Source organism: Variovorax sp. LjRoot290, assembly GCF_964253985.1.
GTDB lineage: Bacteria > Pseudomonadota > Gammaproteobacteria > Burkholderiales > Burkholderiaceae_C > Variovorax.
The window spans coordinates 1,452,721-1,476,780 of record NZ_CAXURW020000001.1 but is presented as its reverse complement, the minus strand read 5'-3'; the positions used below and the strand labels follow the sequence as shown (position 1 = coordinate 1,476,780).

The window sequence follows — 24,060 nt, the reverse complement described above, 5'->3', positions numbered from 1 at the left end:
AAATGAGAATTATTCTCGAAAACGCCGGCGTTTGGCGAACCGGGGCCGAAGAATCCCTGCGTGCAAGGCATCATCCGGGCATGACAGACGAGCATCCCGACCTGCCCGCACACGACGTGCAACGCCGTCCCAGTTTCTGGCATTGGATCGTCGAAGGCCTGCGCGCCTCGGTGCTGCTGGCCCCTCGCATCGCGGCCTCGCCCAGCCCCTGGCAGTTGATGCTCATCGTGCTGATCCCGCTCCTGCTGGTGCTGGGCATCGAACGGCTCCAGATCGACGGCCCGGCCACCTTTCACCCGGCCGCGGAGCTCAATGCCTGGTGGGCCATCGCCCTCACGCTGTGGGTCGGCTGGGCGGCGCTGTCGCCCGCCGCGAGCGTGAGCCGCTGGTTCGCGCTCTTCACCTGGGCCGCCGTGCCCTGGAACCTGCTCATGGCGGGCTTCGCCCTCGCCTACTTCCGGGGCTGGTTGCCTCAACCGCTCACCACCACCTCGGGCTTCTGGGCGGTCTACGGCAGCCTGATCGCGTGCTGGCTGCTGAGCTCGATATGCCTCATGGCACGCTGCACGCCTTCGCGCATGCGCCTTGCCTTCTTCGTCCCCGGCATGCTGGCCATCACTGCCATAGGCATCTGGCAGAGCACGCAGGACCGCGAGCAGGTCTGGCAGCCGGCCTACAGCGCCTCGGCGGCGCCGGAGCGGCCCCGGCTGCAGCTGACGCAGGAGACCTTCGAGGAACAGCAGGCCGTGTGGCAGCGCGCCGTCGCCGGACTGGCGCCGCGGCCGGACGGCGAATCCCATGTCTACGGCCTGGTGTTCGCGCCCAATGCCTCCGAAGACGTCTTCCTGCGCGAAAGCGCCATGGTGGCCACCCTGCTCGAAGAGCGATTCGATGCCAAGGGGCGCGTGCTGCGCCTGGTCAACCACGCGACCACCACGCAGGAGCTCCCCTGGGCGACGCCGCTGAACCTGCGGCGTGCCGTGGAGGCGCTGGCCGCGCGCATGGACCGCGAGCGCGACGTGCTGGTGCTCTACATGACCTCGCACGGCGCGCGGGATTTCAAGCTCGCCGCCACGCACTGGCCGCTGACCGTGCCGTGGCTGACGCCGCAGGAAGTGCGCGAAGCGCTCGACGCGGCCGGCATCCGGCACCGCGTGATCGCAATCTCGGCCTGCTATTCGGGCGGCTGGATCGAACCCCTCGCCACCGAGGACAGCCTCATCATGACCGCCGCCGATGCCGAGCACACCTCTTACGGCTGCGGCAGGCTGTCCGAACTCACCTTCTTCGGCCGCGCGGTATTCAACGAGGAACTGCGCAAGAGCCACTCCTTCGAAGCAGCCTTCGCGGCGGCCGTGCCGGTGATTCGCCAGCGCGAAATCGACGCCGGCAAGGACGACGGCTTCTCGAACCCGCAGATCCAGGTGGGCGAAGGTATCCGCCCGGTGCTCGAGCGCCTGGCGAAGCGGCTCGACAGCAACTGAGCTCAGGCAGCGAGCAGCTGCCTGAGCACAAAAGGCAGGATCCCGCCGTGTTTGTAGTAGTCGACCTCGATCGGCGTGTCGATGCGCAGGCGCACCGTCACTTCCTGGTGGCTACCGTCGGGGCGGTGCACCACGATCTTGACGTCCATCTGCGGCTTGAGTTCGCCGCCGATCACGACATCGATCTTCTCGCCGCCGGTGAGCTCCAGGCTTTCCCACGAATCGGCACCGCGGAACTGCAGCGGCAGCACGCCCATGCCGACCAGGTTGGCGCGGTGGATGCGCTCGAAACTGCGCGCCACCACCGCCTTGATGCCCAAGAGCTGCGTGCCCTTGGCCGCCCAGTCGCGCGACGACCCGGTGCCGTACTCCTCGCCGCCGAAGATGACGGTGGGCACGCCCTGCTCGATGTACTTCATCGCCGCGTCGTAGATGAACATCTTCTCGTTGCCCGGCTGGAACAGCGTGACCCCGCCTTCCTCGCGCGAACCATCCGGGCCCGGCGGGATCATGAGGTTCTTGATGCGCACGTTGGCGAAGGTGCCGCGCATCATCACGTCATGGTTGCCGCGGCGCGAGCCGTAGCTGTTGAAGTCGGCCTTCTGCACGCCATGCGCCTTGAGCCAGATGCCCGCAGGCGAGCTTTCCTTGATCGAGCCGGCCGGCGAGATGTGGTCGGTGGTGATCGAGTCGCCGAACAGCGCCATGATGCGCGCCCCGGTGAAGCCGGCGTCCGATGCGTGCGGCTCCATCTTGAAGCCCTCGAAGAAGGGCGGCTCGGCGATGTAGGTGGACTTGGGCCAGTCGTAGACCTGCCCGGTCGTGCCCTTGATGCTGCTCCACAGCTTGCCGGGGTTGTCCTTGATCTGCTCGTAGTTCTTGCGGAAGGCCTTCGCATTCATCGCATAGTGCAGGTTCTCGTCGATCTCCTTCATGCTGGGCCAGATGTCGCCGAGGTAGACGTCCTTGCCCTTCTTGCCCTTGCCCACCGGCTGGGTCATGAGATCGACCATCACGTTGCCCGCGATGGCATAGGCCACCACCAGCGGCGGCGAGGCCAGGAAGTTGGCCTTGATGTTCGGATGGATGCGCGCTTCGAAGTTGCGGTTGCCCGAAAGCACGGCCGCGCCCACGAGGTTGTTCTTGGTGATCGCCTCGTTGATCTCGGGCGCCAGGTCGCCGGCATTGCCGATGCAGGTGGTGCAGCCGTAGCCCGCGAGATAGAAGCCGAGCTTTTCGAGGTACTGCAGGAGGCCCGCCTTCTCGAGGTACTCGGTCACGATGCGCGAGCCCGGCGCCAGCGAGGTCTTGATGTGCGGCTTGACCGTGAGCCCCGCCTCCACCGCCTTCTTGGCCAGCAGGCCGGCAGCCAGCAGCACGCTGGGATTCGAGGTGTTGGTGCAGGAGGTGATGGCGGCGATCAGCACGTCGCCGTTGCCGATGGTCACGCCGCTGGCTTTCACATGGGCTGCCGTGTCGCCGACGTGCGCTGATTCCGACGTCGGCTTGTTATCGGCCATTTCGACCACCGGGCGCGGCGCGCCCGGCTTCGGGTCGTCCGGCTCCTGCTCCGCCGACTCGCCGTTGTGCGGCAGCGGATAGCGCAGCTTGAGCTTGTCGGCCGGCTGGTTGAAGCCGTTGGCCTCGTTGGGCTTGCTGTAGAGCTCGGAGAATTTGGTCGCGAGATGGCCGAGATCGATGCGGTCCTGCGGGCGCTTGGGGCCCGCGAGGCTCGGCGTCACGGTGCCGAGGTCGAGCTTGACGACCTTGGTGTAGTTCAGCTCGCCGGGCGCCGGCATGCCGAACAGCCCCTGCGCCTTGTAATAGGCCTCGAAGCGCTCAATTTCCTTGTCGGTGCGGCCGGTGCCCTTGAAGTAGGCCACCGTCATCTCGTCGACCGGGAAGAAGCCCATGGTCGCGCCGTACTCGGGCGCCATGTTGCCGATGGTCGCGCGGTCGGGCACCGCGATCGAGGCCGCGCCGGGGCCGAAGAACTCGACGAACTTGCCCACCACCTTCTCGCCGCGCAGGATGGCCGTGACATAGAGCACCAGGTCGGTGGCCGTGACGCCTTCGCGCAGCTTGCCGCTGAGCTCGAAGCCCACCACGTCGGGCGTGAGCATGTAGACCGGCTGGCCCAGCATCGCGGCCTCGGCCTCGATGCCGCCCACGCCCCAGCCCACCACGCCGATGCCGTTGATCATGGTGGTGTGGCTGTCGGTGCCGACCAGCGAGTCGGGGTAGTAGACCGGCGGGTCGCCGTCGTCGTTCGGGCTCTTGTAGACGCCGCGCGCGAAGTATTCGAGGTTGACCTGGTGCACGATGCCGAAGCCGGGCGGCACCACGCCGAAGGTGTCAAAGGCCTGCATGCCCCACTTCATGAACTGGTAGCGCTCGTTGTTGCGCTGGAACTCGAGCTTCATGTTGAGGTCGAGTGCCTTGGGCGTGCCGTAGTGGTCCACCATCACCGAGTGGTCGACCACCAGGTCCACCGGCACCAGCGGCTCGATGGTCTTGGGCGACTTGCCCAGCGACTTCGCGACACTGCGCATGGCGGCAAGGTCTGCGAGCAGCGGCACGCCGGTGAAGTCCTGCAGCACCACGCGGGTCACGACGAAGGGGATCTCGTCGGTGCGCTCCGCATTGGGCGCCCAGTTGGCGAGCTGCTCGACATGCTCGGCCGTGACCTTCTGGCCGTCGCAGTTGCGCAGCACCGATTCGAGCACGATGCGGATCGACACCGGCAGCTTGTCGACGTTGGGGTATTGCTTCGCGAGTTCCTTGAGTGACCAGTATTTGCCGGCTTTGCCCGATGCGGTCTTGAAGGTCTTGAGCATGGGGGCAAAAGCGTGTGCCGGTTCTTTGGCCATGAGGAACTCCTGTGATTCGTGGAAGCTCCTTAAAGATAGCAGGGATCGATGACAACGGCTGTAGTCGGGGAGCGCACCCCAGCGCTCTGTAGGCTCATGCCGCGATCGCGCCGCGGGCCGCCGGCCGGCTGTGGCGCAGGCCCATCCATTGCAGTTCGGCCAACACGACCACGGTCAGGGCTTGCGCAATCACCCAGGCCCACCCGAGCGGCGCGATCGCGGCCCCGCCGATGGCCAGCAGGGCAACGCAGGCCGCGGCCCAGCCGAAGTTGCCGACGACCACCAGCCCGATCAGCCGGCGCGGCGGGACGCCGCGGCCGGCCATCCATGCCGCGGCGGCGGCATAGGCCAGCAGGAAGACGCCGGTGCCCAGGAGCAAGGGCGCGGGCAGACCGGTCAGGCGGGCCAGCACGCCGGTGAAGGCCACCTGCAGCAGGCCGGTCGCGGCGCACGAAGCGGCATCGGCCCACATCACGCGGGGCAGAAAGCGGGAAGAAGCGAAGACGGACATGACGGACTCCTTGTGTGGCACGCCGCAGGCCCTTCCTGCCGCGTTGGGGTCCATCATTCCGGCGACACGGCGGACGGTCGATGACCTGGGAGGTCATGGCCGCGGCGCGCCGCTTCACTAGGATGGCGGCCATGAGCTCCCACAGCACACCTCCTACCGCGGCCGACCCCTTCGGCATCCACTTGCGCCACTGGCGCCAGCACCGCCGCCTGAGCCAGCTCGACCTGGCGCACGAGGCCCAGGTCTCGACGCGCCACCTGAGCTATGTCGAAACCGGCCGCGCCGAGCCCAGCCGCGAGATGGTGCTGCGCCTTGCCGAGCGGCTCGAAGTGCCGCTGCGCGAACGCAACACGCTGCTGGTGGCGGCCGGCTACGCGCCGATGTACCGGCAGCGCTCGCTGGACGATCCCGCCCTCGCCTCGGCGCGCCGGGCGGTCGACCTGGTGCTCAAGGGGCACGAGCCCTTTCCGGCGCTGGCGGTCGATCGCCACTGGAACCTGGTGGCGTACAACGCGCTCGTGCCGCTGCTGATGGCGGGCGCGGCGCCAGAGCTGCTGAAGCCGCCGGTCAACGTGCTGCGGCTCAGCCTGCACCCCGATGGCCTGGCCTCGCGCATCGCGAACCTGGCCCAGTGGCGCGCGCATCTGCTCGAACGGCTGCAGCAACAGATCGCAGCCACGGGCGACGCGGCGCTCTCTGCACTGCACGACGAACTGGCGGCCTATCCGGCGCCGAACGTCAGCCACGACACGCCCGCCGCGGGCGGCGAGCTCAACGGCGTGGTGGTGCCCTTCCAGTTCGTGACGCCGCAGGGCGTGCTGAGCTTCATCAGCACCACCACCATCTTCGGCACGCCGGTGGATGTGACGCTGCAGGAACTGGCGGTGGAGTCCTTCTTTCCGGCGGATGCGCAGACGGCCGCAGCACTGGCAGCGCTCCACGAAGGAGAAAAAAAGCCCGCTTAGAGGCGGGCTTTTTACTGAGGCGCCTGGCGGCGAGCAACGGTCAGGCCGCGACCGAATCCGCCACGCCCTTGTAATCCTCGATCTTGTCGAAGTTCAGGTACTGGTAGATCTGCGCGCTCGACGCATCGAGCACGCCGACGCTGGCCATGTACTCTTCCTTGGTCGGAATGCGGCCCAGGCGCGAGCAGATCGCGGCCAGCTCGGCGCTGCCCAGGTACACGTTGGTGTTCTTGCCCAGGCGGTTGGGGAAGTTGCGCGTGCTGGTCGACATCACGGTCGCGCCTTCGCGCACCTGCGCCTGGTTGCCCATGCACAGCGAGCAGCCCGGCATCTCGGTGCGCGCACCCGCGTTGCCGAACACGCCGTAGTGGCCTTCTTCGGTGAGCTGCTGCGCATCCATCTTGGTCGGCGGCGCGATCCACAGCTTGACCGGGATGTCGCGCTTGCCTTCGAGCAGCTTGGACGCCGCGCGGAAGTGGCCGATGTTGGTCATGCACGAACCGATGAACACTTCGTCGATCTTGGCGCCGGCCACGTCCGACAGTGTCTTCACGTCGTCGGGGTCGTTCGGGCAGGCCACGATGGGCTCGTGGATGTCGGCCAGGTCGATCTCGATCACGGCGGCGTATTCGGCATCGGCGTCGCCCTTGAGCAGCTGCGGATCCTTGAGCCAGGCTTCCTGCGCGGCGATACGGCGCTGCAGGGTGCGCGCATCGGCATAGCCTTCGGCGATCATCCACTTCATCAGCGTGATGTTGCTGTTGATGTACTCGATGATCGGTTCCTTGTTCAGGTGCACCGTGCAGCCCGCGGCCGAACGCTCGGCCGAGGCGTCGCTCAGTTCGAAGGCCTGTTCGACCTTGAGCTCCGGCAGGCCTTCGATCTCGAGGATGCGGCCCGAGAAGATGTTCTTCTTGCCCTTCTTCTCGACCGTGAGCAGGCCCGACTTGATCGCATAGAGCGGAATCGCATTGACCAGGTCGCGCAGCGTGACGCCTGGCTGCATCGTCCCCTTGAAGCGCACCAGCACCGACTCGGGCATGTCCAGCGGCATCACGCCGGTCGCAGCCGCGAAGGCCACCAGGCCCGAACCGGCCGGGAAGCTGATGCCGATCGGGAAGCGCGTGTGGCTGTCGCCGCCGGTGCCGACGGTGTCGGGCGTCAAGAGGCGGTTCAGCCACGAGTGGATCACGCCGTCGCCCGGGCGCAGCGAGACGCCGCCGCGGTTGCTCATGAAGTCGGGCAACTCGTGGTGCATCTTGACGTCGACCTTCTTCGGGTAGGCCGCCGTGTGGCAGAAGGACTGCATCACCAGGTCGGCGCTGAAGCCCAGGCAGGCCAGGTCCTTCAGCTCGTCGCGCGTCATCGGGCCGGTGGTGTCCTGCGAACCGACGCTGGTCATCTTCGGCTCGCAGTAGGTGCCCGGGCGCACGCCCATGCCTTCCGGCAGGCCACAGGCGCGGCCGACCATCTTCTGGGCCAGCGAATAGCCCTTCTTCGAATCGGCCGGGCTGACCGGCAGGCGAAACAGCGTCGAAGCCGGCAGGCCCAGCGCCTCGCGTGCCTTGGCCGTGAGGCCGCGGCCGATGATCAGCGGGATGCGGCCGCCGGCACGCACTTCGTCGAACAGCACATCGCTCTTGAGCTTGAACTCGGCGATGAGCTTGCCGTCCTTCAGCGCCTTGCCTTCATAGGGGCGCAGCTCGACCACGTCGCCCATCTCCATCTGGCTCACGTCGAGCTCGATCGGCAGCGCGCCCGCGTCTTCCATCGTGTTGTAGAAGATCGGCGCGATTTTGTTGCCCAGGCACACGCCGCCGAAGCGCTTGTTGGGGATGAAGGGAATGTCCTGGCCGGTGAACCAGAGCACCGAATTGGTGGCGCTCTTGCGCGACGAACCGGTGCCGACCACATCGCCCACGTAGGCGACCAGGTGGCCCTTGTCCTTCAGCGACTCGATGAACTTGACCGGGCCGCGCTTGCCGTCTTCTTCCGGCGTGATGCCGGGGCGCGCGTTCTTCAGCATGGCCAGCGCATGCATCGGGATGTCGGGGCGCGTGGTGGCGTCGGGCGCGGGCGACAGGTCGTCGGTGTTGGTCTCGCCGCTCACCTTGAGCACGGTGATCGTGAGGCTTTGCGGCACTTCGGGCCGGCTGGTGAACCACTCGGCATCGGCCCAGCTCTGCAGCACCGCCTTGGCATTGGCGTTGCCCTTGTCGGCCTTTTCCTTGACGTCGTGGAACTGGTCGAACATCAGCAGGGTCTTCTTCAGACCCTCGGCTGCGACGGCACCCACTTCGGCGTCGTCGAGCAGGTCGATCAGCGGGCTGATGTTGTAGCCGCCGAGCATGGTGCCCAGCAGTTCCGTGGCATGGGCGCGCGAGATGAGCGTGCTCTTCTCGCTGCCGTGGGCCACGGCCGCCAGGTAGCTCGCCTTGACCTTGGCCGCGTCGTCCACGCCGGCAGGCACACGGTGCGTGAGCAGGTTCAGCAGGAATTCGCCGTCCTTGGCGGTGGCGTTCTTCAGCAGCTCGATGAGCTCGCTGGTCTGCTGGGCCGACAGCGGCAGCGGCGGGATGCCGAGCGCGGCGCGCTCGGCGACATGGTCAACGTAGGCTTGCAACATCTTTTTCTCCGGGATCTGAAACCAGTGGCGGCCTAGCAAAAGGCGGGCCGCCGGCGCCTTGATTTACCTCTTGGGTGCGTCCGCGCCCTCGAACAGGCTCTTGGGCGGGTTCTTCTTCATGTCTTCGGCCATCAGCGCCTGCTCGGTCGCCTGGCATTCGTCGGCCAGGCGCAGGCCCTGCTTCTGGCTCATCAGCATCGACTTGTTGCCCAGCTGAAGCCACATGGCTTCGGCACGCGGGTCTTCGAGGCGGATCGCGCCGGTGCGGCTGTTGACCGGGTGCATGAAATAGCGCGTGGTGCCGTGCGTGACGATGAAGAAGCCTTGCTTCTTCTCGCTGGCATCGATCTTCACGCTGGCGCCCAGTTCGCACTTGATGGTGCCGGTGAGCACGCGCTGCGCGACGGCCAGGTCTTCGGGCGTGAGCACGACGTCGGTCTCTTCGCTGATGGGCTTGGTTTCCTCGACCTTCTTGATGACGCGCTTGGGCACGACCTTCTGCGTCACGCTCTTGGCCGTACTCTTGGCCCGTTCCTTGAGGGGCGGCTTGGCGGCGGAATCCGCTGCGTTCTGGGCAAGGGCCGGCAGCGCGAGGGCGACGGCGGCGATCAGTGCGATCTTCTTCATGGGTGTCTTTCCTTTGGAGGAGGTTCGGTTTTCAGGAGGACGCCGGTGCAGCAAACCAAGCTTGCGCCTCGGACGGCAGCGCACGGCCGGTGGCGTGCGCACGCGAAAGTACCTGCCAGAAATGACGGTAGCTTGCGCGGTCGTGCAATGTGCCATCAAAACTGACCGGCGCCCAATCGGCGGCAGTGGCAGCCGCTATGATTTTTGTAGCCATTTGAATCTGCCGCTCATCGGGCGCGAAGGCCTCGAGGATGGGGCGGATCTGGTTCGGGTGGATGCTCCACATGCGCGTGTAGCCGAACTCACCCGCTGCTTTTTTCGCCGCGGCGCGCATCGCATCGATGTCGTTGAATTCTGTAACCACGCAATGCGACGGCACCTTGCCGTGCGCGTGCGCGGCCGAAGCGATTTCGAGCTTGGCGCGCACCACCAGCGGATGCGTGAACTGCCCGGCCGCGCCCATGCCCTCGGCCGGGATCGCGCCGCCGTGCGCCGAGACGAAATCCATCAGGCCGAAGCTCAGCGACTGGACGCGCGGATGGGCGGCGATGTCGAAGGCATGGTGCACGGCCAACGGCGATTCAATCAGCACGTGCAACGGCACCGCTTCGGCGCCGGCCGCGTTGAGGGCCTCGACGGCCTCGCGCACGTCCTCGGCCGATTCGACCTTGGGCACCATCAGGTGGCTCAGGCGATGGCCGGCACGCCCCGCGATGGTGATCACGTCGCCGGCAAAGGCCGGGTGGTCGACCGGATGCACCCGTGCGCCCACGCGCATGCCGGGTGCGGCAGCCAGCGCCAACTCGGTGACCAGCGCGGCATGCTCGGCTTCGCCGCCCACGGGGGCGCCGTCTTCGCAGTCGAGCGTGACGTCGAACACGCAGGCGCCGAACTCCTGGGCCATCTCGGCCTGCAGCGCCAGGCTCTTGCGCATGCGCGATTCGACGCCGCTGTAGTGGTCGCACACGGGCAACACGACGGCACCGGCTTGCGCGCCGAGCAGCACGTCCCGTGGATGCGCGGGAGTGCTCATTGCGTAACCTCCGCGCTGCGCGCTGCGGTATCCGCCTTGGGAACGGCCGGGCGGCTCATGCCTTGCGCTGCGCCACGATGAACATGCGCGGGAAGGCCAGCAGGCGCTTGCCGTCGGTGCGCACGCGATAAGCGCCGTCGACACGGCGCTGGTACTCGGCCAGGTAGCTGGCCTGCAGATCGGCCGGCAGCCGGTCGACGAAGGGCTTGAGCCCGGTGCCGCGCACCCACTCGACGATCGCGGCGGCAGAAACCATCGGATGCTGGTAGGCGGTGCGCCAGACGTCGACCTGTGCCGCATCGGCCGCCAGCAGGTCGTAGTAGCCGTCGATCGGCAGCAGTTGCGTGCGCAGCTTGTCCGCATCGCCGATCGCTTGAGTCCACGGCGCCTCGGCCGCGACTTCACGCATCAGCCGGTGCGTGGGCTCCTCGCGGTTGTCCGGCATCTGGATGGCGAGCACGCCGCCGGGCGCCAATGCAGCGAACAGGCGCGGGATCAGCGTCTCGTGATCGGGCACCCACTGCAAGGAGGCGTTGGCGTAGATCAGATCGGGCGGCAGCTCGGGCTGCCAGCGCGCGATGTCGCTGAGTTCGAAGCGGGCCTGGGGCAGGCGCTCGCGCGCGCTGACCAGCATGGCTTCGGAGTTGTCGGTGCCGAGCACCTCGGCAGCGGGAAATCGCTGCACCAGCAGCTCGGTGGAATTGCCCGGCCCGCAGCCGAGGTCGACCACGCGGGCCGCCCCGGTCAAGGGCACGCGCGCCAGCAGCTCCTGTGCCGGGCGCGTGCGCTCGTCCTCGTAGCGACGGTAGAGCGCGGGATTCCAGTCGAGCATGCCGGTGACTGACTGCGCTTAGAGCAGGTGAGCCACGCCGGCCTGTTCGTCCAGCAGTTCCTTCAGCGTCTTGTCGATGCGCTCCTGGCTGAAGGCGTCGATCTCGAGGCCTTCGACCAGCTTGTACTCGCCGTTCTCGGTGGTGACCGGGAAGCCGAAGATCACATCCTTCGGAATGCCGTACTGGCCGTCCGACGGGATGCCCATGGTGACCCACTTGCCCTTGGAGCCCAGGGCCCAGTCGCGCATGTGGTCGATGGCGGCGTTGGCGGCCGAAGCGGCCGAGGACAGGCCGCGCGCTTCGATGATCGCGGCGCCGCGCTTGCCCACGGTGGGCAGGAAGACGTCGGCATTCCAGACCTGGTCGTTGATCAGGTCCTTGACGCTCTTGCCGCCGACCGTGGCGAAGCGGTAGTCGGCGTACATCGTGGGCGAGTGGTTGCCCCAGACGGTGAGCTTTTCGATGTCGCCGACGGCGGTGCTGGTCTTGGCGGCGATCTGGCTGGCGGCACGGTTGTGGTCCAGGCGCAGCATGGCGGTGAAGTTCTTGCGCGGCAGGCTGGGCGCGCTCTTCATCGCGATGTAGGCATTGGTGTTGGCGGGGTTGCCGACCACCAGCACCTTGACGTTGCGGCTCGCGACCTGGTCGAGGGCCTTGCCCTGAGCCGTGAAGATCTGAGCGTTGGCGGCCAGCAGGTCGGCGCGCTCCATGCCGGGGCCGCGCGGGCGGGCGCCGACCAGCAGCGCGTAGTCGGCATCCTTGAAGGCGACCAGCGGATCGCCGGTGGGGATCACGCCGGCGAGCAGCGGGAAGGCGCAGTCTTCGAGCTCCATGATCACGCCCTTGAGCGCCTTCTGGGCTTTCTCGTCCGGGATCTCGAGCAGTTGCAGGATGACCGGCTGGTCCTTGCCGAGCATTTCGCCGGAGGCGATGCGGAACAACAGGGCATAACCGATCTGACCGGCGGCACCAGTGACGGCAACGCGAACAGGCTTTTTGCTCATGGGGAAACTCCAGGATGTGATGAAACGGTGCGCGGTCGCGGGTGCGGCCGCGGAGGTCGGGCCGGGCGATCCGCCCGGGCGCAAAGGCCGTCGAAGATTTTATGCCGATTTGCGCTTTCGATGGCGCCAGTCTTGTGTCTTATATAAGATGTCGGCCGACATGAGCACCTCCCCCACCGCGCTTGCCGAGCTGACGCCCTCGTTCAGCCCGCTCTACCAGCAGATCAAGTCCTTGATCCTGCAGAGCCTGCATGCCGGCGAATGGAAGCCGGGCGAGCCGATCCCGAGCGAGATCGAACTCGCGGCGCGCTTTCGCGTGAGCCAGGGCACGGTGCGCAAGGCCATCGACGAGCTTGCGGCCGAGAACCTGGTCGTGCGCCGCCAGGGCAAGGGCACCTTCGTCGCCACGCACGCCGAGCAGCACGTCCAGTACCGCTTCCTGAAGCTGGTGCCGGACAGCGGCGACGTCGACAGCGAGGGCCCCGCCGAGCGCGAGATCGTCGACTGCAAACGGCTGCGCGCGAGCGCCGACATCGCGCGCCTGCTGGCGCTTCGCACCGGCGATGCCGTCTTGCAGGTCCGGCGCGTGCTGGCGTACCGCGGAACGCCGACCATCCTCGAAGACCTCTGGCTGCCGGGCGCGCCCTTCAAGGGTTTGACGGCGGAGCGGCTGAACGCCTGGCACGGCCCGATGTACGCGATGTTCGAAACCGAGTTCGGCGTGCGCATGGTGCGCGCCGAAGAAAAGATTCGCGCCGTGCTGCCGGACGCAGCGCAGGCCGCGCTGCTTGCCGTGTCCACCGCCACGCCGCTTCTGAGCGTCGAGCGCGTGGCCCACACCTATCACGACACGCCGATGGAACTGCGCCGCGGCCTCTATCGCACCGACACGCACCACTATCGCAATGAACTTGGCTGAGCCTTCCGCACCACCGCTATCGAATCAATAGCAACCGAGCGAAGCAATGCGATGACTTCGCAACGCAGGCAGCGCGATGGTGCGTTGCAATAGAATTTTGCGTTGTTTGCATTTCCGCCAAAGACCAAGCCGCCCCTCGAAAAATATACCGAAAGCCCCCATGACAGAGCTGGCCACACCACCCCGCCCCCCGCGACGCGAGTTCCGCAACATCAATGTCTTCACCGATGTGACCACCTACCGGCTTCCGCCGGCCGCCGTCGTGTCGATTCTTCACCGCGTGAGCGGTGCGCTGCTATTCCTGCTGCTTCCCTTCATCCTCTGGATGTTCGACACCTCCGTGTCTTCCGAGTACTCCTACGCCCGCTTCAAGGCCGCCTTCAACAGCGGCCTTGGTTTCGTTCCGGGATGGTTTCTGAAGCTGGTGGTGCTGGCGCTGATCTGGGCCTACCTGCACCACTTCGTCGCCGGCCTGCGCCATCTGTGGATGGACGTGAGCCATGCCGCGGCGAGCAAGGAATTCGGCCACAGCTCGGCCATCGCCACGCTGGCGATCAGCATCCTCTTGACCCTGGTCCTCGGCGCCAAGCTGTTCGGCCTCTACTAAGAAGGAGCACGAGATGTCTGTGAACTACGGCTCCAAGCGCATCGTCGTCGGCGCGCATTACGGTTTGCGCGACTGGCTCAGCCAACGCATCACGGGTGCCCTGATGGCACTCTTCACCATCATCCTGCTCGTGCAGGTGATCTTCACGCGCGGGCCGATCGGCTACGACGCGTGGGCCGGCATCTTCGCTTCGCAGTGGATGAAGGTTCTGACCTTCGTCGTGATCGCTTCGTTGCTCTATCACGTCTGGGTCGGCATGCGCGACATCTGGATGGACTACGTCCAGCCGGTCGGCATCCGTCTCGTTTTGCAGGTTTTCACGATCGTCTGGCTTGTAGCGTGCGCGGGTTGGGCCATTCAAGTGCTCTGGAGAGTCTGACCCCATGTCCTATACCAAAGAACAAATCACCAAGCGCAAGTTCGACGTCGTCATCGTCGGCGCCGGCGGCTCCGGCATGCGCGCCTCGCTGCAACTGGCGCGCGCCGGCCTCAACGTGGCCGTGCTGTCCAAGGTGTTCCCGACCCGTTCGCACACCGTCGCGGCGCAAGGCGGCGTCGGTGCCTCGCTCGGCAACATGAGCGAGGACAACTGGCATTACCACTTCTACGACACGATCAAGGGCTCGGACTGGCTCGGCGACCAGGACGCGATCGAGTTCATGTGCCGCGAAGCGCCGAAGGTGGTGTACGAGCTCGAGCATTTCGGCATGCCCTTCGACCGCAATCCGGACGGCACCATCTACCAGCGCCCCTTCGGCGGCCACACCGCCAACTACGGCGAGAAGCCCGTGCAGCGCGCCTGCGCGGCGGCCGACCGCACCGGCCACGCGATGCTGCACACGCTCTATCAGAAGAACGTCGAGGCACGCACGCAATTCTTCGTCGAGTGGATGGCGCTCGACCTGATCCGCGACGCCGAGGGCGATGTGGTCGGCGTGACCGCGCTCGAGATGGAAACCGGAGATCTGCACATCCTGCAGGCCAAGACCGTGCTGCTGGCCACCGGCGGCGCGGGCCGCATCTTCGCGGCCTCGACCAACGCCTTCATCAACACCGGCGACGGCCTCGGCATGGCGGCGCGCTCGGGCATTCCGCTGCAGGACATGGAGTTCTGGCAGTTCCACCCGACCGGCGTGGCCGGCGCCGGCGTCTTGCTGACCGAAGGCTGCCGCGGCGAAGGCGCGATCCTGCTCAACAGCAACGGCGAACGATTCATGGAGCGCTACGCGCCCACGCTCAAGGACCTGGCGCCGCGCGATTTCGTCTCGCGCTCGATGGACCAGGAAATCAAGGAAGGCCGCGGCTGCGGCCCGAACAAGGACTACGTGCTGTTGAAGCTCGACCACCTCGGTGCCGAGACCATCCACAAGCGCCTGCCTTCGGTGTACGAGATCGGCGTCAACTTCGCCAACGTCGATATCACGAAGGAGCCGATCCCGGTGGTGCCGACCATCCACTACCAGATGGGCGGCATTCCGACCAATATCAACGGCCAGGTCGTGATCCAGAAGGGCGAGGAAAACAGCGCCGTGGTCAACGGCCTGTACGCGGTGGGCGAATGCTCCTGCGTGAGCGTGCACGGCGCCAACCGCCTGGGCACCAATTCGCTGCTCGACCTGCTGGTGTTCGGCCGCGCGGCCGGAAACCACATCGTCGAATTCAACGACAAGCTGAAGGAACACAAGCCGCTGCCCGCCGATGCCGCCGATCGCACGCTGGAACGCCTGAACCAGCTCGAGTCGTCGACTTCGGGCGAGTATGCGCAAGACGTGGCCGGCGAGATCCGCTCCGTGATGCAGCAGCACGCCGCCGTGTTCCGCAAGCAGGCTTCCATGGACGAGGGCGTCAAGAAGATCGCCGCCGTGCGCGAGCGCGTGGCCAAGGTCACGCTGAAAGACAAGTCGCGCGTCTTCAACACCGCGCGCATCGAGGCGCTGGAAGTCGACAACCTGATCGAGGTGGCGCAGGCCACCATGGTCTCGGCCGCCGCGCGCAAGGAGTGCCGCGGCGCCCACACGGTCGAAGACTACGAGCGCCCGTCCGACGATCCCGTTGCGCCGCTGGGCCGCGACGACGCCAACTGGATGAAGCACACGCTCTGGTACAGCCAGGACAACCGCCTGTCCTACAAGCCCGTCAAGCTGAAACCGCTGACGGTCGAGTCCGTGCCTCCCAAGGTCCGTACCTTCTAAGAACATATCTCAAGGTTTTCACGATGAAGCGCACATTCCAGATCTACCGCTACGACCCGGACAAGGACGCCAAGCCCTACATGCAGACCGTCGAGATCGAGCTCGACGGCCACGAACGCATGCTGCTCGACGCCCTGATGAAGCTGAAGGCGCAGGATCCGACGCTGTCGTTCCGCCGCTCCTGCCGCGAAGGCGTCTGCGGCTCGGACGCGATGAACATCAACGGCAAGAACGGCCTCGCCTGCCTGACCAACATGCTCACGCTCAAGGGCACGATCGTGCTGAAGCCGCTGCCCGGGCTGCCGGTGATCCGCGACCTGATCGTGGACATGACGCAGTTCTTCAAACAGTACAACTCGATCAAGCCCTACCTGCAGAACGACAGCGTGCCGCCCGAAAAGGAGCGCCTGCAGTCGCCCGAAGAGCGCGATGAGCTGAACGGCCTGTACGAATGCATCCTGTGCGCGAGCTGTTCGACCAGCTGCCCGAGCTTCTGGTGGAACCCCGACAAGTTCGTCGGCCCGGCCGGCCTGCTGCAGGCCTACCGCTTCATCGCCGACAGCCGCGACGAGGCCACCGCCGAACGCCTGGACAACCTCGAAGACCCGTACCGCCTGTTCCGCTGCCACACGATCATGAACTGCGTCGACGTGTGCCCGAAGAACCTGAACCCGACCAAGGCGATCGGCAAGATCAAGGAACTGATGGTGCGCCGCGCCATCTGAACTTTTCAAGACCATGCAATCCGCCACCGACCTCCGGCAGCCGATCAGCGAACGTGCGCTGAGCAAGCTGCGATGGCGCTGCCGGCGCGGCTTGCTCGAAAACGACCTCTTCATCGCGCGCTTCTTCGAGCGGCATGAAGAAGGTCTGACCTGCGGGCAGGCGCAGGCATTGGAGACATTGATGGACCTGTCGGACAACGATCTGCTCGACCTGCTGCTTCGAAGAAAGGAACCCGAGCCCGAATGGGCCGGGGCCGACGTGATCGAACTCCTGCAGTTGATGCGCACCGACGGCGCGCAATCCCAACCCTCCTGAACATTCTTTGAAAGACACTCGCAATGAAAGCATCCGAGACCAAGGCCACCCTGTCGTTCAGCAACGGCGGACAGAACGTCGAGCTGCCGATCTACAAGGGCACCATGGGCCCTGACGTGATCGACATCCGCAAGCTCTATGCCCAGACAGGGATGTTCACCTACGACCCGGGCTTCATGTCGACGGCCTCGTGCGAGTCGGCCATCACCTACATCGACGGCGACAAGGGCGAGCTGCTGTACCGCGGCTACCCGATCGAGCAGCTCGCCACCAACTGCGACTTCCTTGAGACTTGTCATCTGCTGCTGTACGGCGAGCTGCCGAACGCGACGCAGAAGGCCGGCTTCACCAAGCTCGTGACCAACCACACGATGGTCAACGAGCAGATGCAGTTCTTCCTGCGCGGTTTCCGCCGCGATGCGCACCCGATGGCCATCATGACCGGCCTGGTCGGCGCGCTGTCGGCCTTCTATCACGACAGCACCGACATCACCAATCCGAAGCACCGCGAGATCGCCGCGATCCGCCTGATCGCGAAGATGCCGACGCTCGTGGCCATGGCCTACAAGTACACGATCGGCCAGCCCTACATGTACCCGAAGAACGACCTCAGCTATGCGGGCAACTTCCTGCACATGATGTTCGCGACGCCCTGCGAGGAATACAAGGTGAGCCCGGTGCTCGAGCGCGCGCTCGACCGGATCTTCATCCTGCATGCCGACCACGAGCAGAACGCCTCGACCTCGACCGTGCGCCTGTGCGGCTCTTCGGGCACCAACCCCTTCGCGGCGATCGCGGCGGGCGTGGCCTGCCTCTGGGGCCCGGCCCACGGCGGCGCCAACGAGGCGGCGCTCAACATGCTCCACGACATCCAGAAGGCCGGCGGCGTCGACAAGATCGGCGAGTTCATCAAGCAGGTCAAGGACAAGAACTCGAACGTCAAGCTGATGGGCTTCGGGCACCGCGTCTACAAGAACTACGATCCGCGCGCCAAGCTGATGCAGGAAACCTGCAGGGAAGTGCTGAGCGAATTGGGCCTCGAGAGCGACCCGCTGTTCAAGCTCGCGATGGCGCTCGAGAAGATCGCGCTCGAAGACGAATACTTCGTCTCGCGCAAGCTCTACCCGAACGTCGACTTCTACTCGGGCATCGTGCAGCGCGCGATCGGCATTCCGGTGCCGCTCTTCACCGCCATCTTCGCGCTCGCGCGCACCGTCGGCTGGATCGCCCAGCTCAACGAGATGATCGGCGACCCGGAGTACAAGATCGGCCGTCCGCGCCAGCTCTTCGAAGGCTCGCCCAAGCGCGACGTGCAACCCATCGCCCAGCGCTGAGCCTCGCGTTCGCGCTCACCTCGGAAAGCTGCCCTCGGGCAGCTTTTTTGCGTCTTGGCTGACACGCAGCGCCGGCAAGGGGGGAATAGGCTGCAAGGCACCTCAACGAAGGAGTTCCGCCATGAAGAAACTTGCCGCATTGGTCGCCATTGCATTCACTCTCTCCGTGCCGCTGGCTGGCTGCAACACCTGGAGAGGTGCCGGCCAAGACGTGCAGAAGGCCGGGGAAAAGATGGAGGACGCGGGCAAGAAGAAGCAATGACGACGCACTCGCCCATCGCACGCCGAGAGTAATGTCATCGCGCATCGCGATGGCTCCCCCTTAGAAACCGAAGGAAAATACGGGACTCCATCTCCATACGAGATGCCAAGCCCCGTATGACCTCCTCGGAACGCAGCTTCGCCCGCCGCATCGACCTTACGTCGCTGCAGTTGTTCGTGGCCGTCTGCGAGCTCGGCAGCATCGGACGCGCGGCGGAGCGCGAATTCATCGCGGCTTCGGCCATCAGCAAGCGGCTCTCGGATCTCGAAGCCACCCTCGGCACCCCCCTGCTCTATCGCCATGCGCGCGGCGTCGACCTGACGCCCGCTGGTGAGAGCCTTCTTCACCACGCGCGCTCGGTGCTCTACAGCCTCGAGAAGATGCAGGGCGAACTGAGCGAATACGCCGACGGCGTGCGCGGCCATGTGCGCGTGCACGCCAACATCTCGGCCATCGTGCAGTTCCTGCCCGAGGACCTCGGCGCTTTCACGCGCGAGCACGACGCGATCAAGATCGACCTGGAAGAGCACCTCAGCAGCGAGGTGGTGCGTGCGGTCCACGAGGGTGCTGCAGACCTCGGCATCTGCCACGTGCCCGAAGGCACGAGCGAACTGCAGAGCCTGCTGTACCGCCACGATTCGCTGGTGCTGATCGTGCCCGCCGGCCATCCGCTGGCGGCGCAGCGCGCGATCGATTTCGCGGACTCGCTCGATGTCGACCACGTCGGCCTGCACACCAACAGCTCAATCTACGTCGCGATGCACCAGGCCGCACTGGCCGCCAATCGCACGATCAAGCTGCGCATTCACGTGACTGGCCTCGACGCCATGTGCCGAATGATCGAGAACGGCCTCGGCATCGGCGTGATGCCGCTGCGCGCCTTCGAGCTGATGCAAGGCGGCATCGGCCGCGGCTTGACGTGCGTGGCGCTGAACGACACCTGGGCGGCGCGCGAGATCCGCCTGGTCGCACGCGATTTCTCGACGCTGCCGGTCGCGGCGCGCATGCTCGTCAAGCACCTGCAGGCGCCGGCTGCGGCGCCCGACCAGCTGACCGCATAAGACAATCACCCTCCCCACGAAAGAGACCATCACCATGGCACGCACGCTCTACGACAAGCTCTGGGACGAACACGTCGTCCACACCGAGGAAGACGGCACTTCGATCCTCTACATCGACCGCCACCTGGTCCACGAAGTGACCAGCCCGCAGGCCTTCGAGGGGCTGCGCGAAGCCGGCCGCAAGCTGTGGCGCATCAGCTCGGTGGTGGCCACGGCCGACCACAACACGCCGACCACGCACTGGGAGCGCGGCTACGACGGCATCGCCGATCCCGTCAGCCGCGAGCAGATCACCACGCTGGACAGCAACATCTCGGAGTTCGGCGCCGCCGCATTCTTCCCCTTCCTGAGCAAGCGCCAGGGCATCGTGCACGTGATCGGCCCCGAGTCGGGCGCGACGCTGCCGGGCATGACGGTGGTGTGCGGCGATTCGCACACCTCCACGCACGGCGCCTTCGGCGCGCTCGCGCACGGCATCGGCACCAGCGAGGTCGAGCACGTGATGGCCACCCAGACGCTGCTGGCCAAGAAGGCGAAGAACCTGCTCGTCAAGGTGGATGGCAAGCTGGCGCTGGGCTGCACCGCCAAGGACATCGTGCTGGCCATCATCGGCAAAATCGGCACCGCCGGCGGTACCGGCTACACGATCGAATTCGCCGGCTCGGCGATCCGCGATCTGAGCATGGAAGGCCGCATGACGGTGTGCAACATGGCGATCGAGGCCGGTGCGCGCGCCGGGCTGGTGGCGGTGGACGAGAAGACCATCGCCTACGTCAAGGGTCGCCCGCTCGCGCCCACGGGCGTCGAATGGGACCAGGCCGTCGCCTACTGGAAGACGCTGCAATCTGACGCCGATGCGCACTTCGATGCCGTGGTCGAACTCGACGCCGCGCAGATCAAGCCGCAAGTCACCTGGGGCACCTCACCCGAGATGGTGGTGCCGGTGGACGGCCGCGTGCCCGATCCGGACAAGGAAAAGGACGCCAACAAGCGCGGCGCCATCGAGCGCGCGCTGACCTATATGGGTCTGGAGCCGAACAAGCCGATGAACGACATCCTCATCGACAAGGTGTTCATCGGCTCCTGCACCAACAGCCGCATCGAGGACATGCGCGAAGCCGCGGCGATGGTCAAGAAGTTGGGCCAGAAGGTCGCCAAGAACGTCAAGCTCGCGATGGTCGTTCCGGGCTCCGGCCTCGTGAAGGAACAGGCCGAGCGCGAAGGGTTGGACCAGATCTTCAAGGCCGCGGGCTTCGAATGGCGCGAGCCGGGCTGCTCGATGTGCCTGGCGATGAACGCCGACCGACTGGAGCCCGGCGAGCGCTGCGCCTCCACCAGCAACCGCAACTTCGAAGGCCGGCAGGGTGCCGGCGGCCGCACCCACCTGGTGAGCCCGGCCATGGCCGCCGCCGCCGCGGTGCACGGCCATTTCGTCGACGTTCGCCAATTCGCCTGAGGAGCCAGACACCATGCAGAAATTCACCGTGCACAAGGGCCTCGTGGCGCCGATGGACCGCGAGAACGTCGACACCGACGCGATCATTCCCAAGCAGTTCCTGAAGTCGATCAGGAAGACCGGTTTCGGCCCCAACCTGTTCGACGCCTGGCGCTACCTCGATCCGGGCGAGCCCGGCCAGGATCCGAAGTCGCGCAAGCCGAACCCCGACTTCGTGCTGAACCAGCCGCGCTATGCGGGCGCCTCGATCCTGCTCGCACGCCAGAACTTCGGCTGCGGCTCGTCGCGCGAGCATGCACCGTGGGCGCTCGACCAGTACGGCTTTCGCGCCATCATCGCGCCGAGCTATGCGGACATCTTCTTCAACAACAGCTTCAAGAACGGCCTGCTGCCGATCGTGCTGAGCGAGTCGCAGGTCGCCCAGCTCTTCGACGAGACCTTCGCCTTCCCGGGCTACAGCCTCGCCATCGATCTCGAGCGGCAGGTGATCGTAAAGCCCGACGGCAGCGAACTGGCCTTCGAGGTCCAGGCCTTCCGCAAGTACTGCCTGATCAACGGCCTGGACGACATCGGCCTGACGCTGCGCCACAAAGACAAGATCAAGGCCTTCGAGGCCGAGCGCCTGGCGCAGAAGCCCTGGCTCAGCCACCAGCTGATCGCCTGACCCCTTCCACTTCTTCAGAACAACTTCATGAAAATCGCAGTTCTTCCCGGTGACGGCATCGGCACCGAAATCGTCGCCGAGGCCATCCGCGTGCTCGACACGCTCGACCTCTCCTTCGAAATGGAATCGGCCCTGGTCGGCGGCGCGGCCTACGAGGCCCACGGCCACCCGCTGCCCGAGGCCACGCTCAAGCTGGCCAAGGAAGCGGATGCCGTGCTGTTCGGCGCCGTCGGCGACTGGAAGTACGACAAGCTGGAGCGCTCGCTGCGCCCCGAGCAGGCCATCCTGGGCCTGCGCAAGAACCTCGGCCTGTTCGCCAACTTCCGTCCGGCGATCTGCTACGAGCAGCTGGTCGGCGCCTCGAGCCTGAAGCCCGAGCTGATCGCGGGTCTCGACATCCTGATCATCCGCGAGCTCACCGGCGACATCTATTTCGGCCAGCCGCGCGGCCGCCGCACCGCTGTCGACGGCCACTTCCCCGGCGCCGAGGAGGCCTTCGACACCATGCGCTATTCGCGCCCCGAGGTCGAGCGCATCGCCCACGTCGCCTTCCAGGCCGCGCGCAAGCGCAGCAAGCGCGTGACCAGCGTCGACAAGGCCAACGTGCTCGAAACCTTCCAGTTCTGGAAGGACATCGTGACCGAGGTGGGCAAGGAATACCCCGACGTCGAACTCGACCACATGTACGTCGACAACGCCGCGATGCAGCTGGTCAAGGCACCCAAGAAATTCGACGTGGTGGTCACCGGCAACATGTTCGGCGACATCCTGTCCGACGAGGCCGCCATGCTGACGGGCTCGATCGGCATGCTGCCCTCGGCCTCGCTCAACGCCAGCAACCAGGGCCTCTACGAACCCAGCCACGGCAGCGCGCCCGACATTGCCGGCAAAGGGGTTGCCAATCCTTTGGCTACAATCCTGTCCGCTGCCATGATGCTCCGCTTTTCCCTGAACCAGCCCGAGGCTGCCGACCGTATCGAGTCGGCGGTCAAGCACGTGCTGGCCCAGGGTTTGCGTACGGCAGACATCTGGTCCGCGGGCACGACCAAGGTGGGCACCCGCGAGATGGGCGACGCCGTGGTGGCAGCCATCACCAAAAAGACGATTACCGGCTAACCGCAGCCCGCTTCGTCATGCCCTCCCCCCGGCTCTGACGAGCCGGGCGCAAAGAAAAGACAACTTTCTTTTTTCACAAGGGCAAACTGAAAATGGCGAACGCAACTCAACCTCTGGTCGGTCTCGTAGGCTGGCGCGGCATGGTCGGCTCGGTCCTCATGGACCGCATGCAGGCCGAAGGCGACTTCGGACTGATCGAGCCGCTTTTCTTCTCGACCTCCAATGCCGGCGGCAAGGCCCCGGCGATGGCCAAGAACGAGACCACGCTGAAGGACGCGCACGACATCGAGGCGCTCCGGAAGTGCGACATCGTCATCACCGCCCAGGGCGGCGACTACACCAGCGCGGTCTTTCCCAAGCTGCGCGCCGCGGGCTGGAACGGCCACTGGATCGACGCCGCCTCCACTCTGCGCATGAACGATGACGCGATCATCGTGCTCGATCCGGTCAACCTGCCGGTGATCCAGAAGGCGCTCGCCAAGGGCGGCAAGAACTGGATCGGCGGCAACTGCACCGTGAGCTGCATGCTGATGGGCGTGGGTGCTCTCTACAAGGCCGGCCTGGTCGAGTGGATGACCAGCATGACCTACCAGGCCGCTTCCGGCGGCGGCGCGCAGCACATGCGCGAGCTGCTCACGCAGTTCGGCTCGATCAACGGCGAAGTGCGCGCGCTCCTGGACGATCCGAAGTCGGCCATCCTCGAGATCGACCGCAAGGTGCTGGCCAAGCAGCAGTCGCTGAGCGCGGCCGAGACGGCCAACTTCGGCGCACCACTCGGCGGCAGCCTGATTCCGTGGATCGACAAGGATCTCGGCGACGGCATCAGCAAGGAAGAGTGGAAGGCCGGCGCCGAAACCAACAAGATCCTCGGTCAGGGCGCAGGCTTCGGAACGGCTGCGACGCCGGTCGACGGCTTCTGCGTGCGCATCGGCGCGATGCGCTGCCACAGCCAGGCGCTGACATTCAAGCTCAAGAAGGATGTGCCGGTCGCCGACATCGAAGCGCTGATCGCGGCCGACAACGACTGGGTCAAGGTGGTGCCGAACAACCGCGAAGCCACGCTCAAGGACCTGACGCCGGTCGCAGTGACTGGCACCATGAGCATCCCGGTCGGCCGGGTGCGCAAGCTCGCGATGGGCCCCGAATACGTCGGCGCATTTACCATCGGCGACCAGTTGCTGTGGGGTGCGGCGGAGCCGCTGCGCCGCATGCTGCGCATCCTGCTCGAGGCCTGAAGCGATGTCGGGCGCCCTTCCGGACGCCCGACGTTGCGGTGCCGCAACGCAGAAAGCGCTCCGAAGTTGGTGCGCACTGGGTAGATAAGGCCTGTCGCCTTGTCAGTGCGGGGTGATGATGTTAACGTCCTCTTACACTTTTGGGCCGAGCTGCCCCCTACCAGCATGACACGACACCCGTTGCCTGCGGCCCGCCTCCCGGCCACTTGCCCGACTCCGA

At 65.9% G+C, this 24,060-nt stretch carries 22 protein-coding genes; 15 read left to right on the top strand and 7 right to left on the bottom strand.

Going from position 1 to position 24,060, the window contains the following annotated elements; all coding sequences use genetic code 11:
• The first annotated feature begins 80 nt into the window (after positions 1–80).
• On the top strand, positions 81–1,484 hold the full coding sequence (locus ACSQ9A_RS07410) for a C13 family peptidase (RefSeq protein ID WP_436303181.1): 1,404 nt from the start codon (positions 81–83) through the stop codon (positions 1,482–1,484).
• Positions 1,485–1,486: 2 nt separating this feature from the next.
• On the opposite strand, the gene ACSQ9A_RS07405 is transcribed toward ACSQ9A_RS07410, so the two are convergent.
• Positions 1,487–4,354, bottom strand: a complete 2,868-nt coding sequence (locus ACSQ9A_RS07405) for an aconitate hydratase (protein ID WP_436303180.1) — start codon at positions 4,352–4,354, stop codon at positions 1,487–1,489.
• Positions 4,355–4,448: 94 nt separating this feature from the next.
• Complete coding sequence (locus ACSQ9A_RS07400; protein WP_436303178.1) at positions 4,449–4,865, bottom strand: hypothetical protein; 417 nt, start codon at positions 4,863–4,865, stop codon at positions 4,449–4,451.
• A 131-nt stretch (positions 4,866–4,996) separates the two neighbouring features.
• Here ACSQ9A_RS07400 and ACSQ9A_RS07395 point away from each other — a divergent pair, with 131 nt between their 5' ends.
• Positions 4,997–5,830 carry a helix-turn-helix domain-containing protein gene (locus ACSQ9A_RS07395; protein WP_436292619.1) on the top strand — a complete coding sequence of 278 codons (834 nt, stop codon included), beginning with the start codon at positions 4,997–4,999 and terminating at the stop codon, positions 5,828–5,830.
• A gap of 40 nt (positions 5,831–5,870) precedes the next feature.
• On the opposite strand, the gene ACSQ9A_RS07390 is transcribed toward ACSQ9A_RS07395, so the two are convergent.
• The 5 genes from ACSQ9A_RS07390 to ACSQ9A_RS07370 all read right to left on the bottom strand — a co-directional run bounded on the left by ACSQ9A_RS07390 (position 5,871) and on the right by ACSQ9A_RS07370 (position 11,953).
• A complete protein-coding gene (locus ACSQ9A_RS07390; protein ID WP_436292618.1) occupies positions 5,871–8,456 on the bottom strand; it encodes a bifunctional aconitate hydratase 2/2-methylisocitrate dehydratase in 2,586 nt (861 codons plus the stop codon).
• A gap of 63 nt (positions 8,457–8,519) precedes the next feature.
• A complete protein-coding gene (locus tag ACSQ9A_RS07385; RefSeq protein WP_436303177.1) occupies positions 8,520–9,083 on the bottom strand; it encodes a hypothetical protein in 564 nt (187 codons plus the stop codon).
• 31 nt (positions 9,084–9,114) lie between these two features.
• Positions 9,115–10,116, bottom strand: a complete 1,002-nt coding sequence (locus ACSQ9A_RS07380) for an HpcH/HpaI aldolase/citrate lyase family protein (protein WP_436303176.1) — start codon at positions 10,114–10,116, stop codon at positions 9,115–9,117.
• 55 nt (positions 10,117–10,171) lie between these two features.
• Positions 10,172–10,948, bottom strand: a complete 777-nt coding sequence (tam, locus tag ACSQ9A_RS07375) for a trans-aconitate 2-methyltransferase (RefSeq protein WP_436303175.1) — start codon at positions 10,946–10,948, stop codon at positions 10,172–10,174.
• Positions 10,949–10,966: 18 nt separating this feature from the next.
• Positions 10,967–11,953: a malate dehydrogenase gene (locus ACSQ9A_RS07370; protein WP_436303174.1), complete on the bottom strand. Its 987-nt coding sequence runs from the start codon at positions 11,951–11,953 to the stop codon at positions 10,967–10,969.
• Between the two features lie 160 nt (positions 11,954–12,113).
• Between ACSQ9A_RS07370 and ACSQ9A_RS07365 the strand changes: the two genes are divergently transcribed.
• From ACSQ9A_RS07365 to asd, 13 genes are all read left to right on the top strand, one after another.
• A complete protein-coding gene (locus ACSQ9A_RS07365; RefSeq protein WP_436292614.1) occupies positions 12,114–12,872 on the top strand; it encodes a GntR family transcriptional regulator in 759 nt (252 codons plus the stop codon).
• Between the two features lie 160 nt (positions 12,873–13,032).
• Positions 13,033–13,479 (top strand): succinate dehydrogenase, cytochrome b556 subunit, encoded by a 447-nt coding sequence (gene sdhC, locus ACSQ9A_RS07360; protein WP_436303173.1) that lies wholly within the window; start codon positions 13,033–13,035, stop codon positions 13,477–13,479.
• A 13-nt stretch (positions 13,480–13,492) separates the two neighbouring features.
• Positions 13,493–13,858, top strand: coding sequence for a succinate dehydrogenase, hydrophobic membrane anchor protein (gene sdhD / locus ACSQ9A_RS07355; protein ID WP_436292613.1), 366 nt, complete (start codon positions 13,493–13,495; stop codon positions 13,856–13,858).
• 4 nt (positions 13,859–13,862) lie between these two features.
• Positions 13,863–15,671: a succinate dehydrogenase flavoprotein subunit gene (sdhA, locus tag ACSQ9A_RS07350; protein WP_093106506.1), complete on the top strand. Its 1,809-nt coding sequence runs from the start codon at positions 13,863–13,865 to the stop codon at positions 15,669–15,671.
• A gap of 23 nt (positions 15,672–15,694) precedes the next feature.
• The gene (locus ACSQ9A_RS07345) at positions 15,695–16,396 is read left to right on the top strand and encodes a succinate dehydrogenase iron-sulfur subunit (protein WP_093106509.1); all 702 of its coding nucleotides are present in this window, start codon (positions 15,695–15,697) and stop codon (positions 16,394–16,396) included.
• Positions 16,397–16,409: 13 nt separating this feature from the next.
• Positions 16,410–16,712: a succinate dehydrogenase assembly factor 2 gene (locus tag ACSQ9A_RS07340; protein ID WP_093106511.1), complete on the top strand. Its 303-nt coding sequence runs from the start codon at positions 16,410–16,412 to the stop codon at positions 16,710–16,712.
• 23 nt (positions 16,713–16,735) lie between these two features.
• Complete coding sequence (gltA, locus tag ACSQ9A_RS07335; RefSeq protein ID WP_436303172.1) at positions 16,736–18,046, top strand: citrate synthase; 1,311 nt, start codon at positions 16,736–16,738, stop codon at positions 18,044–18,046.
• A 121-nt stretch (positions 18,047–18,167) separates the two neighbouring features.
• The gene (locus ACSQ9A_RS07330; protein ID WP_093106516.1) at positions 18,168–18,308 is read left to right on the top strand and encodes an entericidin A/B family lipoprotein; all 141 of its coding nucleotides are present in this window, start codon (positions 18,168–18,170) and stop codon (positions 18,306–18,308) included.
• A 116-nt stretch (positions 18,309–18,424) separates the two neighbouring features.
• A complete protein-coding gene (locus tag ACSQ9A_RS07325; RefSeq protein ID WP_436303171.1) occupies positions 18,425–19,369 on the top strand; it encodes a LysR substrate-binding domain-containing protein in 945 nt (314 codons plus the stop codon).
• Between the two features lie 34 nt (positions 19,370–19,403).
• Positions 19,404–20,825, top strand: coding sequence for a 3-isopropylmalate dehydratase large subunit (gene leuC, locus ACSQ9A_RS07320; RefSeq protein ID WP_093106522.1), 1,422 nt, complete (start codon positions 19,404–19,406; stop codon positions 20,823–20,825).
• A gap of 13 nt (positions 20,826–20,838) precedes the next feature.
• Positions 20,839–21,489, top strand: coding sequence for a 3-isopropylmalate dehydratase small subunit (gene leuD / locus ACSQ9A_RS07315; RefSeq protein ID WP_436303170.1), 651 nt, complete (start codon positions 20,839–20,841; stop codon positions 21,487–21,489).
• Positions 21,490–21,516: 27 nt separating this feature from the next.
• A complete protein-coding gene (gene leuB, locus ACSQ9A_RS07310; protein WP_436303169.1) occupies positions 21,517–22,605 on the top strand; it encodes a 3-isopropylmalate dehydrogenase in 1,089 nt (362 codons plus the stop codon).
• 92 nt (positions 22,606–22,697) lie between these two features.
• Complete coding sequence (asd, locus tag ACSQ9A_RS07305) at positions 22,698–23,840, top strand: aspartate-semialdehyde dehydrogenase (RefSeq protein WP_436292610.1); 1,143 nt, start codon at positions 22,698–22,700, stop codon at positions 23,838–23,840.
• Positions 23,841–24,060 lie beyond the last annotated feature (220 nt).